Here is a 14,769-nt window from a genome sequence, read left to right on the forward strand (position 1 = left end):
CGGGGCACCGCCCCCGGGCTCCCGCGTCCGGCACCGCCCGCGTTCGGCGGGCGCTCCCCCGCCCCCGAGCGCCGCTGCCCGCGGCCACCGAGGTGGTCGCGGGCGGGCCCGGAACGGGCGGTCGCGGGTCAGGACTCCGTCAGACCCGCCACCAGTTCGTCCGCCGCACGGTAGGGGTCGAGGTCACCGGTGACGATCCGCTCGGCCAGCGTGCTGAGGCGGCGGTCGCCGTGCAGGTCGCCGATGCGCTCCCGCAGCGCCGTGACGGCGATGGTCTCCACCTCGCGGGCGGCGCGGGACAGCCGCCGCTCGGCCAGGACCCCCCGCTCCTCCATCCAGGCGCGGTGCTTCTCCAGCGCCTCCACCACCTCGTCGATGCCCTCGCCGCGGGCCGCCACCGTCTTCACGATCGGCGGGCGCCAGTCCCCCGGGCCGCGGGACTCCCCGAGGCCCAGCATGTGGTTCAGCTCGCGGGCGGTGGCGTCGGCGCCGTCCCGGTCGGCCTTGTTGACGACGTACACGTCGCCGATCTCCAGGATGCCCGCCTTGGCCGCCTGGATGCCGTCGCCCATTCCGGGGGCGAGCAGCACCATGCTCGTGTCCGCCTGGGAGGCGATCTCCACCTCCGACTGGCCCACACCGACCGTCTCCACCAGGATCACGTCGCACCCGGCCGCGTCCAGGACGCGGATCGCCTGCGGGGCGGCCCAGGCGAGACCGCCCAGGTGACCGCGGGTGGCCATGGAACGGATGTAGACGCCCGGATCCGAGGCGTGCTCCGACATGCGGACCCGGTCACCGAGCAGCGCGCCGCCCGAGAACGGCGACGACGGGTCGACGGCGAGGACGCCGACCCGCTTGCCCTGCTTGCGGTACGCCGTCACCAGTGCGGAGGTCGACGTCGACTTGCCGACCCCGGGCGAACCGGTCAGGCCGACCACGTACGCATGGCCCGTCAGCGGGGCCAGCACCGACATGACCTCCCTGAGCTGCGGGGACGCCCCCTCCACCAGGGAGATGAGCCGGGCCACGGCCCGTGGCCGGCCTTCCCTGGCCTGGGCCACCAGCATGGAGACGTCCTGCATCACAGCTCCGTTCCGAGTAGTTGTGAACCGGGGTTCAGGCCTTGGGGACCCGCACGATCAGCGCGTCGCCCTGCCCACCGCCACCGCACAGCGCGGCGGCGCCGACACCGCCGCCCCGGCGCTTCAGCTCCAGCGCCAGGTGCAGCACGAGGCGGGCACCGGACATCCCGATGGGGTGGCCCAGGGCGATGGCGCCGCCGTTGACGTTCACCTTTTCCGTGGACACGCCCAGGTCCTTCATTGACTGCACGGCGACCGCGGCGAAGGCCTCGTTGATCTCGACCAGGTCGAGGTCCTCGACGCCCAGGCCCTCCTTCTTCAGGGCGTGCTGGATCGCGTTCGACGGCTGCGACTGCAAAGAGTTGTCCGGGCCGGCCACGTTGCCGTGGGCTCCGATCTCGGCGATCCAGTCCAGGCCCAGCTCCTCCGCCTTGGCCTTGCTCATCACCACCACGGCCGCGGCGCCGTCGGAGATCTGCGAACTGGAGCCCGCCGTGATCGTGCCGTCCTTGGCGAAGGCCGGGCGCAGCCTGCCCAGCGACTCCGCGGTGGTGTCGCCGCGAATGCCCTCGTCCTTGCTGAACAGGACCGGGTCGCCCTTGCGCTGCGGGATCTCGATCGGGGTGATCTCGGCCTCGAAGACGCCGTTCTTCTGCGCGGCGGCGGCCCGCTGGTGGGACAGGGCGGCGATCTCGTCCTGCTCGGCGCGGCCGAGGCCGAGGCGCGCGTTGTGCTTCTCCGTCGACTCGCCCATCGCGATGCCCTCGAAGGAGTCGGTCAGGCCGTCGTGGGCCATCGCGTCGAGCATCTGAACGGCGCCGTACTTGAAGCCCTCCCGGGACTTCGGCAGCAGGTGCGGGGCGTTGGTCATGGACTCCTGACCGCCGGCCACGACGATGTCGAACTCACCGGCCCGGATCAGCTGGTCGGCCAGCGCGATCGCGTCCAGGCCGGACAGGCACACCTTGTTGACGGTCAGCGCGGGCACGCTCATCGGGATGCCGGCCTTGACCGCGGCCTGGCGGGCAGGGATCTGGCCCACGCCGGCCTGGAGCACCTGGCCCATGATCACGTACTGCACCTGGTCGCCGCCGATGCCCGCACGATCCAGGGCGGCCTTGATCGCGAAGCCGCCGAGGTCGGCTCCGGAGAAGGACTTGAGAGAGCCCAGCAGCCGTCCCATGGGCGTGCGTGCGCCCGCGACGATCACCGAACTGTTCGTTGCAGTTGCCATGAGCTGCGATCCCCTTACCGGCCTGCACGGCCGAGGAGTGAACGAGGGTTTACTTCGAATGTACTGAGTGGCACTCCGTGCCGTCACCGGCCCGTCGGTGTGATCGCGCGCACGTTGCGTAACCATGCCGGGAGCGCTGCACTAGCAGCATGCTGACGCGAATCGACCACATCGGGATCGCCTGCCACGACCTCGACGCCACCGTCGAGTTCTACCGGGCCACCTACGGCTTCGAGGTGTTCCACACCGAGGTCAACGAGGAGCAGGGCGTGCGCGAGGCCATGCTCAAGATCAACGAGACCTCCGACGGCGGCGCCTCCTACCTCCAGCTCCTGGAACCCACCCGCGAGGACTCCACCGTCGCGAAGTGGCTCGCCAAGAACGGCGAGGGCGTGCACCACATCGCCTTCGGTACGGCGGATGTCGACGGCGACGCAGCCGCCGTCCGCGACAAGGGCGTACGCCTTCTGTACGACGAGCCCCGACGCGGCTCGATGGGATCGCGGATCACCTTCCTGCACCCCAAGGACTGCCACGGCGTCCTCACCGAACTGGTCACTTCGGCACCCGTTGAGTCGCCTGAGCACTGACCTCCGTACATATGGGCCGGTAGGGTTGGGTGCGGTCGCCGCCCAACCCGGCAGTGGCCGCATTCCGGGGTCCAGGTTTCGGGGAGGGAGCGCCGGGGCAGCAGCCCGTGCTCCGTCGCCGATCTGTCACCATTTCCCCGGGGGCCCCGTTCGGCGGATGGACGGAGCTCGTTGGAGAGACTTGCGACCAGGGGACGGATGGGACCGCGCAGTGCGGGGCTACGAGAGCCAGGAGCGGGAGCCGGCGGCTGACGTCGACCACCTCACTCGGTTCGAAGCCGAGATGAAGCGGCTGAAGACCGAGCGGGAAAAGGCGATCCAGCACGCCGAGGACCTCGGCTACCAGGTCGAGGTGCTGCGTGCCAAGCTGCACGAGGCACGGCGCACCATCATGTCCCGGCCTGCGTTCGACGGGTCGGACCTCGGCCACCAGGCGGAGCAGTTGCTCCGCAACGCGCAGATGCAGGCCGACCAGTTGCGCGCGGACGCCGAGCGCGAACTGAGCCAGGCACGGGCACAGACCCAGCGGATCCTCCAGGAACACGCCGAGCAGGCGGCCCGGCTCCAGGCCGAGCTGCACCAGGAGGCGGTCACCCGCCGCCAGCAGCTGGACCAGGAGCTCGCCGAGCGCCGGGCGACCGTCGAGTCGCACGTCAACGAGAACGTGGCGTGGGCGGAGCAGCTGCGCGCCCGCACCGAGCAGCAGGCCCGCCGCCTGCTGGAGCAGTCCCGCGCCGACGTCGACCAGGCGATGTCCGCCGCCCGCACGGAGGCCGAACGCCTGACCTCCGAGGCCCGCCGGCGCCTGGAGAGCGAGGCGGAGGCCGCACGCGCGGAGGCCGAGCAGTTGCTGCGGCGGGCCCGCGCGGACGCCGAACGGCTGCTGAACGCCGCCTCCGCACAGGCCCAGGAGGCCACCGACCACGCCGAGCAGGTGCGCAGCACCAGCGCCAGCGAGTCGGAGGAGGCCCGCCGCCGCGCCCAGGAGCTGAGCCGGGCCGCCGAGCAGCGCATGGCCGAGGCCGAGGAGGCGCTGCGCAAGGCGCAGTCCGAGGCCGACAAGGTCCTCACCGAGGCCAAGGACTCCGCCGCCAGGACCCTCGCGGGCGCCGAGACGGCCAACGAGACCCGCACACGCACGGCGAAGGAGCAGGTCGCCCGGCTGGTCGGCGAGGCCACCAAGGAGGCCGAGGCAGCCAGGACCGAAGCCGAACAGGTCGTCGCCGACGCGCGGGCCGAGGCCGAGAAGATCGTCGCCGAGGCCGCGGAGAAGGCCCGCACGATCACCGCCGAGGAGTCCGCCACCCAGCTGTCGAAGGCGGCCAGGACGGCGGAGGACGTCCTCAACAAGGCGTCCGAGGAGGCCCGGCGCACCACCCGGGCCGCCGCCGAGGAGGGCGAGCGGATCCGCACCGAGGCCGAGGCCGAGGCGGACCGGCTGCGGGCCGAGGCGCACGACATCGCCGAGCAGCTCAAGGGCGCGGCGAAGGACGACACCAAGGAGTACCGCGCCAAGACGGTCGAGCTCCAGGAGGAGGCCCGCAGGCTGCGCGGCGAGGCCGAGCAGCTGCGCGCCGACGCGGTCGCCGAGGGCGAGAAGATCCGCGCCGAGGCCCGCAAGGAGGCCGTCGCGCAGATCGAGGAGGCGGCCCGGTCCGCCGAGGAACTGCTGTCGAAGGCGAAGGCCGACGCCGACGAACTGCGGCAGACCGCGACCGCGGACAGCGAGAAGGTCCGCACCGAGGCCATCGAGCGGGCGACCTCGCTGCGCCGGCAGGCCGAGGAGACCCTGGAGCGCACCCGCAAGGAGGCCGAGCGGCAGCGGGCCGAGGCCGCCGAGGAGGCCGACGGGGTCAGGGCCGACGCCGAGCGGGCCGCGCAGGAGCTGCGCGAGGAGGCCGAGCGTGCCGTCACCGCCCGGCAGTCCGAGGCCGAGCAGGAGCTGACCCGGCTGGCCGCCGAGGCCGAGCAGCGGCTCGCCGACGCCGAGCAGGCGCTGACGGAGGCCCGCGAGGAAGCCGCGCGCATCCGCCGCGAGGCCGCCGACGAGGCCGAGCGGCTGCGCACGGAGTCGGCGGAGCGCATCCGCACACTCCGGCAGCAGGCCGAGGAGGAGGCCGAGCGGCTGCGCACCGAGGCCGCCTCGGACGCCGCCGCGTCCCGTGCCGAGGGCGAGTCCGTCGCGCTGCGGCTCACCACGGAGGCCGCGACCGAGGCGGAGAGGCTGAAGTCGGAGGCGCAGGAGAGCGCCGACCGGATGCGGGCCGAGGCGCAGGCCGCCGCGGAGCGGCTCGCCGCAGAGGCGTCCGAGACGCTGGCCGCCGCGCAGGAGGAGGCCACCCGGCGCCGCCGCGAGGCGGAGGAACTCCTCGGCGCCGCCCGGCAGGAGGCCGACCAGGAGCGCGAGCGGGCCCGCGAGCAGAGCGAGGACCTGCTGGCCAGCGCCCGCAAGCGGGTCGAGGAGGCGCAGGCCGAGTCGGTCCGGCTGGTGGAGGAGGCCGACCGGCGCGCCGACGAGATGGTCTCCGCGGCCGAGCAGCACGCGCAGCAGGTCCGCGACTCCGTGGCCGGACTGCACGAGCAGGCACAGGAGGAGATCGCCGGACTGCGCTCGGCCGCCGAGGTGGTGGCGGAGCGCACCCGCCGGGAGGCCGAGGAGGAGGCGGACCGGGTCCGCACCGACGCCTACGCCGAGCGGGAGCGGGCGAGCGAGGACGCGGGGCGGGTGCGCCGCGAGGCGCAGGAGGAGGCGGAGGCCGCCAAGGCCCTCGCCGAGCGCACGACGGTGGAAGCCCTCGCGGAGGCCGAGCGCCTGCGTGCGGACGCCTCCGAGCACGCGCAGCGGCTGCGGACGGAGGCCTCGGACACCCTGGCGCAGGCCGACCAGGACGCGGCCCGCACCCGCGCGGACGCCCGCGGGGACGCCAACCGCATCCGCTCCGACGCCGCGGCACAGGCCGACACCCTCATCACCGAGGCCCGCAACGAGGCCGAGCGCCTCACCACCGAGACCGTCGACGAGACCGACCGCCTGCGCGCCGAGACCGTCGCCCAGGCCGACCGCGTCCGCACGGAGGCGCTGGAGGAGGCCGACCGGCTGCGGACGGAGGCCTCGGACACACGCGCGCAGGCCGACCGGGACGCGGCCCGCACCCGCGCGGACGCCCGCGGGGACGCCAACCGCATCCGCTCCGACGCCGCGGCACAGGCCGACACCCTCATCACCGAGGCCCGCAACGAGGCCGAGCGCCTCACCACCGAGACCGTCGACGAGACCGACCGCCTGCGCGCCGAGACCGTCGCCCAGGCCGAGCAGCTCGTCGCGGACGCCACCGACGACGCGGAGCGGCTGCGCGCCGAGGCCGCCGAGACGGTCGGCTCCGCCCGGCAGCACGCCGAGCGTGTCCGCACCGAGGCGGAGCGGGTCAGGACGGACGCGGCGCAGGAGGCCGAGCGGGTGGTCTCGGCTGCCCGCGCGGAGGCCGAGCACATCCTGGACGAGGTCCGCAAGGACGCCAACAAGCGGCGCAGCGAGGCGGCCGAGCAGGTCGACACGCTCATCACGGAGACCACCGCGGAGGTCGACAAGCTGCTGGCGGAGGCCCAGGAGCAGGCGCTGAAGACGACCGCGGACGCGGAATCGCAGGCGGACACGATGGTCGGCGCGGCCCGCAAGGAGGCCGACCGGATCGTCTCCGAGGCGACCGTCGAGGGCAACGCACGGGTGGAGAAGTCCCGCACGGACGCGGACGAGTTGCTCGTCGGCGCCCGCCGGGACGCCACGCAGATAAGGGAGCGCGCGGAGGAGCTGCGCGACCGCCTCACCTCCGAGATCGAGAAGCTGCACGAGCGGGCCCGCCGCGAGTCCGCCGAGACGATGAAGTCGGCCGGCGACCGCTGCGACGCGCTGATCAAGGCGGCCGAGGAGCAGTTGGCCAAGGCGCAGGCGAAGTCCAAGGAGATCGTCTCGGAGGCCAATTCGGAGGCGGGCAAGGTCCGCATCGCCGCCGTGAAGAAGGCCGAGGGCCTGCTGAAGGAGGCCGAGCAGAAGAAGGCGCGGCTCGTCAAGGAGGCCGAGGAGCTGAAGGCCGAGGCGATCCGCGAGGCCCGTCTCACGGTCGAGGAGGGCAAGCGCGAGCTGGAGGTCCTGGTGCGCCGCCGCGAGGACATCCAGGCCGAGATCTCCCGTGTCCAGGACGTGCTGGAGGCGTTGGAGTCCTTCGAGGCGCCGGGTGCGGGCAAGGACGGCGGTGTCAAGGCCGGCGCCACCGTCGGAGCCCCTCGTTCGGGTGGCAAGTCGTCAGACGGCTAGCCAACCACACTGGTTCGGGTGTGTTCTGAGGCCTTTGTCCTACTCTTTGGCAAGCCGTGTGCCGCTTAGCCACTCAAAAGGGGTGTCATTCTCCAGATCAAACACGCATCCGCTCGATGACACACCGCTTCGGCGCCTAGGATTCCACCTATCACCTCACCGGTCTCTTTCGACAGGAACCCCATGAGCGACACTTCCCCCTACGGCTTCGAGCTTGTGCGGCGTGGGTACGACCGCGCTCAGGTGGACGAACGGATCTCCAAGCTCGTCTCCGACCGTGACAGCGCTCTCGCCCGCATCACCGCTCTGGAAAAGCGCATCGAGGAGCTGCACCTCGAGACGCAGAACGCGCAGGCGGCGGTCACCGACGCCGAGCCGTCCTACGCCGGCCTCGGCGCTCGCGTCGAGAAGATTCTGCGCCTGGCCGAGGAAGAGGCCAAGGATCTGCGCGAGGAGGCGCGCCGCGCGGCCGAGCAGCACCGCGAGCTCGCCGAGTCGGCGGCCCAGCAGGTGCGCAACGACGCCGAGTCGTTCGCCGCGGACCGCAAGGCCAAGGCCGAGGACGAGGGCGTCCGCATCGTCGAGAAGGCCAAGAGCGACGCCTCCCAGTTGCGCGCCGAGGCGCAGAAGGACGCGCAGTCCAAGCGGGAGGAGGCCGACGCGCTCTTCGAGGAGACCCGCGCCAAGGCCGCCCAGGCCGCCGCCGACTTCGAGACGAACCTGGCCAAGCGCCGCGAGCAGTCCGAGCGCGACCTCGCCTCCCGGCAGGCCAAGGCCGAGAAGCGCCTCGCCGAGATCGAGCACCGCGCGGAGCAGCTGCGGCTCGAGGCCGAGAAGCTGCGCACCGACGCCGAGCGCCGGGCCCGCCAGACGGTGGAGACGGCCCAGCGCCAGGCCGAGGACATCGTGGCCGACGCCAACGCCAAGGCCGACCGTATCCGCTCGGAATCCGAGCGCGAGCTGGCCGCCCTGACGAACCGCCGCGACTCCATCAACGCCCAGCTGACGAACGTCCGCGAGATGCTCGCCACGCTCACGGGCGCCGCGGTGGCCGCCGCGGGCGCGCCGGCCACGGACGAAGAGCCGGTCTCCCGCGGGGTTCCGGCGCAGCAGTCCCGGTAGGTCCGGAAGTCCGGATGCCCGTCATGCCGGGCATCCGGCGCGCACCGAACCTCCGGTGCATCACCGGGGTGTTTCGGACGAACAACGCACGAAGCCCTCTGCCCACCGGTGGCAGAGGGCTTCGGTGCGTTCTAGCGTGGCCTGCATGATCGAGCTGGAGGGGCTGACCAAGCGGTACGGCGAGAAACTCGCGGTCGACGACCTCACCTTCACCGTCAGACCGGGCGTCGTCACGGGCTTCCTGGGCCCCAACGGCGCGGGCAAGTCCACGACGATGCGGATGATGCTGGGGCTGGACCGGCCCACCGCCGGCGACGTGCGGATCGACGGCAGGCACTACGACCGTCTGACGGACCCGCTGAAGTACATCGGGGCCCTGCTGGACGCCAAGGCGGTGCACGGAGGGCGCAGCGCCTACAACCATCTGCTGTGCCTCGCGCAGAGCAACGGCATTCCGGCCCGCCGGGTGCACGAGGTGCTGGACGCCGTCGGACTCACCGCGGTCGCCCGGAAGAAGGCCAAGGGGTTCTCGTACGGCATGGGGCAGCGGCTCGGCATCGCCGCCGCGCTCCTGGGCGACCCGCAGATCCTGATGTTCGACGAGCCGGTCAACGGCCTCGACCCCGAGGGCATCCACTGGATCCGTCATCTGATGAAGTCGCTCGCCGCGCAGGGCCGTACCGTCTTCGTCTCCTCGCACCTGATGAGCGAGATGGCCCTCACCGCCGACCACCTCATCGTCATCGGCCAGGGCAGGCTGCTGGCCGACACCTCCATGGCCGGGTTCATCGCCCAGAACTCGCGGTCCTACGTGCGTGTCCGCACCCCGCAGCGCGAGCGGCTGCTGGACGTGCTGCACGAGGCCGGTCTCACGGTCGTCGAGAGCGGCAGCGGGGTGCTGGAGATCGACGGGGGCAAGCCCGAGCAGATCGGTGAGCTGGCGGCCCAGCACCACATCGTGCTGCACGAGCTGAGCCCGCAGCAGGCCTCCCTGGAAGAGGCGTTCATGCAGCTGACCGCGGGGTCGGTCGAATACCACGCGCACACCGACGCCCCGGCCCGGCCGTGGGGCGCCGACTGGCAGAAGGGGGACTGAGCCGTGGCGGCGACCCAGGTCATCCGTTCCGAGTGGACCAAGATCCGGTCGGTGGCGTCCACGGTGTGGACGCTGTCGCTGGCCGTCGTGGTGACGCTGGCCCTGAGCATGCTGATCTCGGCGCTGTCGGCGAACGAGTTCGACAAGCTGAGCGCGCAGGACCGGTCCGACTTCGACCCGACCTTCATCAGCTTCGCCGGGATGAGCCTCGGCCAGCTCGCGATGATCGTGTTCGGAGTGCTCGTCGTCTCGAACGAGTACAGCTCGGGCATGATCCGCACCTCCCTGGCCGCCGTCCCCCAGCGCGGCACCTTCCTGTTCAGCAAGGTGGCGGTGGCCACGGGCCTCGCCCTCGTCGTCGGCATGGCGACCAGTTTCGCCGCGTTCTTCCTCGGCCAGGCCATGCTCGGGGAGCACCGGGCGCACCTGGGCGACACCGGGGTGCTGCGCGCGGTCGTCGGCGGCGGCCTCTACATGACGCTGATCGCGGTGTTCTCCATGGGCGTGGCCGCGATGCTGCGCTCCCCCATGCTCAGTCTCGGCATCCTCATGCCGTTCTTCTTCCTGATCTCCAACATCCTGGGCAACGTCGACGCCACCAAGAAGGTCGGCCGCTTCCTGCCCGACCAGGCCGGCAGCCGGATCATGCAGGTGGTCACCCCCGGCGGCGACGACACCCCCTACGGTCCGTGGGGCGGGCTGGGCATCATGGCGCTGTGGGTGATCGCAGCGCTCGGCGGCGGCTACGCGCTGCTGAAGCGGCGGGACGCGTGAGACGGCCGGGATCGGCCGGATCACGTTTTTACCTCCTCTTGGGTGGAACCGTCAGCCTCTGGATATCCTCCTAACCCTTACGGGGGCGTGTGCCCCGCTGTCCTGATCCTTCCGATGGGTGCGGAGCATGATCGAAGCAGTCGGCCTGACCAAGCGCTACGGCGACAAGACCGCTGTGTACAACCTGTCCTTCCAGGTGCGGCCCGGTGCGGTCACCGGCTTCCTGGGCCCCAACGGCTCGGGCAAGTCGACGACCATGCGGATGATCCTGGGCCTCGACAATCCGACCGCGGGGACGGTGACGATCGGCGGCCATCCCTACCGGCGGCTGCCGAACGCCGCCCGCCAGGTCGGGGCCCTGCTGGACGCCAAGGCCGTGCACGGCGGCCGGTCCGCGCGCAACCACCTGCTGAGCCTGGCGCAGCTCTCGGGCATCCCGGCCCGCCGGGTGGACGAGGTGCTCGGCGTGGTCGGCCTGCAGGATGTGGCGAAGAAGCGGTCCAAGGGCTTCTCCCTCGGCATGGGGCAGCGCCTGGGCATCGCCGCCGCACTGCTCGGCGACCCTCAGGTGCTGCTGTTCGACGAGCCGGTCAACGGCCTCGACCCCGAGGGCATCCTCTGGGTGCGGAACCTGATGAAGGCGCTGGCGGCGGAGGGGCGTACCGTCTTCGTCTCCTCGCACCTGATGAGCGAGATGGCCCTCACCGCCGACCATCTGATCGTCATCGGCCGCGGGCAGCTGCTGGCGGACATGAGCATCACGGACTTCATCTCCGCCAACTCCGCGGACTTCGCGCGCGTGCGCACGCCGGACAGCGAGCCGCAGCTGCGGGAGAAGCTGTCGTCCGCGCTGACCGAGGCGGGCGGCCGGGTGCTGCCGGAGCAGGACGGCGCGCTGCGCATCACGGGTCTGCCGCTGCCCCGCATCTCCGACATCGCGCACGACGCCGGCGTCCGGCTGTGGGAGCTGTCCCCGCACCAGGCCTCGCTGGAGGAGGCGTACATGCGGATGACGCAGGGCGCCGTCGACTACCGCTCGACGATCGACGAGAAGGCCGGTCTCCAGCAGCCGCTGCCGCCCGGCGTCCAGCCGCCGATGCCGGTTCCGGGTCAGGGCCAGCCCGACTGGTACGCGCCGCCGCCGCCGCAGGGCGGCGGGCAGCCGTTCACCGGGCCGCAGGGCCCCTACGGCGCTCCGGCCGGCGCGCCCGCGGTGCAGCCGAACCCGTACGCGCAGCAGGCCCCGGCGGCCCCGCAGCAGCCGGCCGGGCCCGCTCCGGCGGTCCCGCCGGCGGGAACCGCCCCCGCCCCCCAGGGCGAAGCCGCCCCGCAGCCCGACGCCGAACCGAAGCCCGAGGACGCCCGATGAGCACGCCCCAGTCCCCCATGCCGCAGGCCGCGCCGCCGAACTGGCAGGCGGCGGCCGGATCGTCGCACCCCGGCTACACCTCGCCGATCCCCGTGGTGCGCACGCACCTCGGGCACGCCCTCGCCTCCGAGTGGACGAAGATCCGTTCGGTGCGCTCCACGATGTGGACGCTGGGGGTGTTCGTGCTGCTGGTCGTCGGGATCGGGCTGCTGGCCGGCGCGGCGATCGCCGCCAACGCCTCCGACGGCGATCTGAACGGCGAGAACCCGCTGTCGTTCGGCTTCTTCGGGCTGCTGCTGGGCAGCATGTGCATCATCACGCTCGGCGTGCTGACCACGGCCTCGGAGTACGGCACCGGCATGATCCGGACCACGATGGTGGCCTGCCCGTCGCGCGGGCGGGTGCTCGCCGCGAAGGCGATCGTGTTCTTCGTGGTGGCCTTCGTGGTGACGCTGGTGTCCGCGTCGCTCGTCGCCGTCGCCCAGGTGGGCATGCTCGACGGCGCCCGGGAGCCGTCCGGCGCGGAGTGGTTCAAGGGCACGGTCGGGGTGTCCCTGTACATCGCGCTGCTGGGGCTGCTCTCGCTCGTCGTCGGCTCGATCATCCGGCACTCCGCCGGCGCCATCACCATCATGATCGGCCTGGTACTGGCGCCGCTGGTGATCGCGCTGTTCATGTTCTCGGAGTCGCTGTCGGACCTGCGCCAGGCGCTGTTCGAGTACTCGATCCCGAACCAGCTGAGCGTCTTCTACTCCAACTCGCTCACCCAGTCCGGCCCGTCCGGCTGGGACCCGCTGTGGATCGCCCTCGGGGTGACGGCGGTGGCCTTCGCCGGTGCCTACGCGCTGCTGCAGAAGCGGGACGTCTGAGGGAGTACGCCCTAGAACCTGGGGGCCTGACGGGACCGCTGCACCCGCGTGGTGCGGCGGTCCCGTGCGTTCCAGCACGCCTTGTGCCAGTGCCGGCGGTCGTCGACGCCGGCGTGCTCGGGCCAGGCCACGACGTGCGGGACGCCGTCCGGAATCATCTGGTCGCAGCCGGGGCACCGGTAGGACTTGCCCTGGGCGCTCGCGCCGGCCACGTGCCGCACGCTCCATTCCTCGCCCTGCCACTGCACGGACGACTGCCAGCCCCCGTAACGGCCGGAGCGGTCCTCCTCGGCGCTCCGGCCCGATCCGTCGGAGCCCTTGGGACGGTTGCGGCGCGGGGACACGGAACACCTCACGGAACTGAGCGGGGAGCAGGGGTCGTATCCAGCGTACGCGGCCCGGCACCGGGTACGCGTAGGGGACCAAACCTCACAAGTCCCCCTCCGGGTCCGTCCGTTCCCGGAGCATTCTCCAGACAATCGGCAAATTACTCCGTCAGGCCGTGTCCTCGGCACGTGTCGGACGGTTATGCCGGGTGGGGGAGCTCCGTGTCGGAGCCAGGAAGCAGGAAAAGCACATGCGTGTGGGAAGTTTCGTGTTGGCGGCCCAGTTCCCCGGCCAGGGCCACGGGGAGGCGCTGCACCGCGCGGTCCGCTCCGCCGAGGTCGCCGAGGAGGCCGGGCTGGACGCGGTCTGGCTGGCCGAGCACCATTTCGTGCCGTACGGCACCTGCCCGTCGGCGATCACCCTGGCCGCCCTGCTGCTGGGCCGGACCCGGCGCATCCGGGTCGGCACGGCGGTGTCCGTACTGCCTGCGCAGCATCCGGTCGCGGTCGGCGAGCAGGCGGCCCTGCTGCATCTGACGAGCGGCGGACGGTTCTCGCTCGGCGTCGGACGCGGCGGGCCGTGGGTGGACCTGGAGGTGTTCGGTACGGGCCTGTCCGCGTACGAGGAGGGGTTCGCCGAATCACTCGATCTGCTGATGCGCTGGCTCGGTGAACCGTCGGTGGGGGCCGACGGCGAGCGGTTCCGCTTCCGGGAGGTCCCCGTCGTGCCGCGCCCGTCGGAGTCGCTGACGGACACCGCGGGTCCGGAGCTGGTCCTGGCGTGCACGTCCCCGGCGAGTGTGCGGCTGGCCGCGGAACGGGGGCTGCCGATGCTGCTCGGGATGCACGTCGGGGACGAGGAGAAGGCGGAGATGCTCGCCCTGTGGTGCCAGTGCTCGCGTGAGGCCGGGCGCACGGAGGAGGACATCCGCGCGGCGGCGCACGTCTCCGCGGGTGTCTGCCAGATCGCAGACCGGCGTACGGACGCCGTGGAGACTTTGACGAAGGCAATGCCGGGTTGGCTGAAACAGGGGCTCAACGCGCATGTCACGGTCGACGGCCGCGCCCGGCAGATGCGCGACCCGCTGGCGTACACCGAGTTGCTCTGCGGGTTGCACCCGGTGGGCACCCCGCGGCTGTGCGCCGATCGCCTGGCGGCGACGAGCGAACGCACCGGCATCTCCCGCTTCGCCCTCCTGGTGGAGGGCTCGGGAGACCTCGCGGCGACGGAGGAGAACGTGCGGCGCCTGGGCGCCGAGGTCCTGCCGCACCTGAGTTGAACACCCCCCGCCGCGCGGGGAGCTTGCCGCTCCAGTACTGATTGCACCTCCCGCGTATGGAGCGGCAAGCATGCGGCTCGCTGCTCAGCAGTCCCGGAGTTCCGGAGACTGGTTGAGCAGCTGGCTGCGGACCGAGGTGAAGCGTGCCAGTGTCCCGTCGACCGAACCGTCCAGCGGGAACACCGCCACGCGGTGGCAGTTCTGGAAAGCCAGCCGCACACCGAAGTGCCGCTGGAGCGCACCGCGGATCGCGTCACTCGCGAGCGCGCGCAACAACTGACCGCGCGCCTGCTCGTCCGGCGGGGGCGTCTGGTTGTCGGCGAACTCACCGCCGTCCACCTTCAGCTGTGCCACCAGGGAGCTGATCATCTCCCACGCATAGGGCAGGGAGGTCCGGACGCAGTCGACGAAGTCAGCTTCGTCGACCTCGCCTCGCTCGGCCTGTTCGAGTAGGGCCGGTGAGACGTCGAGCGACATGGGTTCTCCTCTCGCACCCCCGCACAGCAGGGGTTGCCGGACAGGGAAAGGGAGTTCGCCATGCGCAGACACCGGACACGCTGAGTGCATGCATCGCGACCTCCCGTTCCTACGGTAGGCAACAGACCGTGACGGCACCAGGAGAATGCCGACAAAGAGACTTCCTGTTGTGCATACAATCGGCCATGCCGGAACGCGCGCTTTCCAGGATCAACGGGACGGCCCACAGAACCTC

Annotated in this window: 12 protein-coding genes; 8 read left to right on the forward strand and 4 right to left on the reverse strand. The window is 71.9% G+C overall.

The window, feature by feature from the left end; translation table 11 throughout:
* Nucleotides 1–128: 128 nt before the first annotated feature.
* Both meaB and I3F54_RS24755 read right to left on the reverse strand, forming a co-directional pair.
* A complete protein-coding gene (gene meaB, locus I3F54_RS24750) occupies nucleotides 129–1,085 on the reverse strand; it encodes a methylmalonyl Co-A mutase-associated GTPase MeaB (RefSeq protein ID WP_240121116.1) in 957 nt (318 codons plus the stop codon).
* Between the two features lie 34 nt (nucleotides 1,086–1,119).
* On the reverse strand, nucleotides 1,120–2,319 hold the full coding sequence (locus tag I3F54_RS24755) for an acetyl-CoA C-acetyltransferase (protein WP_240121117.1): 1,200 nt from the start codon (nucleotides 2,317–2,319) through the stop codon (nucleotides 1,120–1,122).
* 149 nt (nucleotides 2,320–2,468) lie between these two features.
* Here I3F54_RS24755 and mce point away from each other — a divergent pair, with 149 nt between their 5' ends.
* The 7 genes from mce (at nucleotide 2,469) to I3F54_RS24790 (ending at nucleotide 12,451) form a co-directional block, all read left to right on the forward strand.
* The gene (gene mce, locus I3F54_RS24760; protein WP_240121118.1) at nucleotides 2,469–2,909 is read left to right on the forward strand and encodes a methylmalonyl-CoA epimerase; all 441 of its coding nucleotides are present in this window, start codon (nucleotides 2,469–2,471) and stop codon (nucleotides 2,907–2,909) included.
* Nucleotides 2,910–3,120: 211 nt separating this feature from the next.
* Nucleotides 3,121–7,221 (forward strand): polarized growth protein Scy, encoded by a 4,101-nt coding sequence (gene scy / locus I3F54_RS24765; RefSeq protein WP_240121119.1) that lies wholly within the window; start codon nucleotides 3,121–3,123, stop codon nucleotides 7,219–7,221.
* 183 nt (nucleotides 7,222–7,404) lie between these two features.
* Complete coding sequence (locus tag I3F54_RS24770; protein ID WP_240121120.1) at nucleotides 7,405–8,343, forward strand: cellulose-binding protein; 939 nt, start codon at nucleotides 7,405–7,407, stop codon at nucleotides 8,341–8,343.
* A 145-nt stretch (nucleotides 8,344–8,488) separates the two neighbouring features.
* Nucleotides 8,489–9,439 (forward strand): ABC transporter ATP-binding protein, encoded by a 951-nt coding sequence (locus tag I3F54_RS24775; RefSeq protein ID WP_240121121.1) that lies wholly within the window; start codon nucleotides 8,489–8,491, stop codon nucleotides 9,437–9,439.
* A gap of 3 nt (nucleotides 9,440–9,442) precedes the next feature.
* Nucleotides 9,443–10,213 carry an ABC transporter permease gene (locus tag I3F54_RS24780; RefSeq protein WP_240121122.1) on the forward strand — a complete coding sequence of 257 codons (771 nt, stop codon included), beginning with the start codon at nucleotides 9,443–9,445 and terminating at the stop codon, nucleotides 10,211–10,213.
* Between the two features lie 127 nt (nucleotides 10,214–10,340).
* Nucleotides 10,341–11,582 carry an ABC transporter ATP-binding protein gene (locus I3F54_RS24785; protein WP_240121123.1) on the forward strand — a complete coding sequence of 414 codons (1,242 nt, stop codon included), beginning with the start codon at nucleotides 10,341–10,343 and terminating at the stop codon, nucleotides 11,580–11,582.
* The gene (locus I3F54_RS24790; protein ID WP_240121124.1) at nucleotides 11,579–12,451 is read left to right on the forward strand and encodes an ABC transporter permease subunit; all 873 of its coding nucleotides are present in this window, start codon (nucleotides 11,579–11,581) and stop codon (nucleotides 12,449–12,451) included. Before I3F54_RS24785 ends, I3F54_RS24790 begins: the two co-directional genes overlap by 4 nt.
* A gap of 11 nt (nucleotides 12,452–12,462) precedes the next feature.
* On the opposite strand, the gene I3F54_RS24795 is transcribed toward I3F54_RS24790, so the two are convergent.
* On the reverse strand, nucleotides 12,463–12,795 hold the full coding sequence (locus tag I3F54_RS24795; RefSeq protein WP_240121125.1) for an ATP/GTP-binding protein: 333 nt from the start codon (nucleotides 12,793–12,795) through the stop codon (nucleotides 12,463–12,465).
* A 233-nt stretch (nucleotides 12,796–13,028) separates the two neighbouring features.
* Here I3F54_RS24795 and I3F54_RS24800 point away from each other — a divergent pair, with 233 nt between their 5' ends.
* Entirely contained in the window at nucleotides 13,029–14,057 is a 1,029-nt protein-coding gene (locus I3F54_RS24800) for an LLM class flavin-dependent oxidoreductase (RefSeq protein WP_240121126.1), read from the forward strand.
* An 84-nt stretch (nucleotides 14,058–14,141) separates the two neighbouring features.
* Here the strand turns inward: I3F54_RS24800 and I3F54_RS24805 are convergent, their stop codons facing one another.
* The gene (locus tag I3F54_RS24805; RefSeq protein ID WP_240121127.1) at nucleotides 14,142–14,534 is read right to left on the reverse strand and encodes an SCO5389 family protein; all 393 of its coding nucleotides are present in this window, start codon (nucleotides 14,532–14,534) and stop codon (nucleotides 14,142–14,144) included.
* Nucleotides 14,535–14,769: the final 235 nt, after the last annotated feature.

It is taken from the genome of Streptomyces sp. MUM 2J (genome assembly GCF_022414535.1).
Classification (GTDB): Bacteria; Actinomycetota; Actinomycetes; order Streptomycetales; family Streptomycetaceae; genus Streptomyces.

What these genes read in the sequence shown, in the direction of transcription:
- I3F54_RS24755 (WP_240121117.1), bottom strand. Translation starts at nt 2,319, where the DNA reads ATGGCAACTGCAACGAACAGTTCGGTGATCGTCGCGGGCGCACGCACG.
- I3F54_RS24775 (WP_240121121.1), top strand. Translation starts at nt 8,489, where the DNA reads ATGATCGAGCTGGAGGGGCTGACCAAGCGGTACGGCGAGAAACTCGCG.
- I3F54_RS24805 (WP_240121127.1), bottom strand. Translation starts at nt 14,534, where the DNA reads ATGTCGCTCGACGTCTCACCGGCCCTACTCGAACAGGCCGAGCGAGGC.
- meaB (WP_240121116.1), bottom strand. Translation starts at nt 1,085, where the DNA reads ATGCAGGACGTCTCCATGCTGGTGGCCCAGGCCAGGGAAGGCCGGCCA.
- I3F54_RS24800 (WP_240121126.1), top strand. Translation starts at nt 13,029, where the DNA reads ATGCGTGTGGGAAGTTTCGTGTTGGCGGCCCAGTTCCCCGGCCAGGGC.
- I3F54_RS24770 (WP_240121120.1), top strand. Translation starts at nt 7,405, where the DNA reads ATGAGCGACACTTCCCCCTACGGCTTCGAGCTTGTGCGGCGTGGGTAC.
- I3F54_RS24790 (WP_240121124.1), top strand. Translation starts at nt 11,579, where the DNA reads ATGAGCACGCCCCAGTCCCCCATGCCGCAGGCCGCGCCGCCGAACTGG.
- I3F54_RS24785 (WP_240121123.1), top strand. Translation starts at nt 10,341, where the DNA reads ATGATCGAAGCAGTCGGCCTGACCAAGCGCTACGGCGACAAGACCGCT.
- mce (WP_240121118.1), top strand. Translation starts at nt 2,469, where the DNA reads ATGCTGACGCGAATCGACCACATCGGGATCGCCTGCCACGACCTCGAC.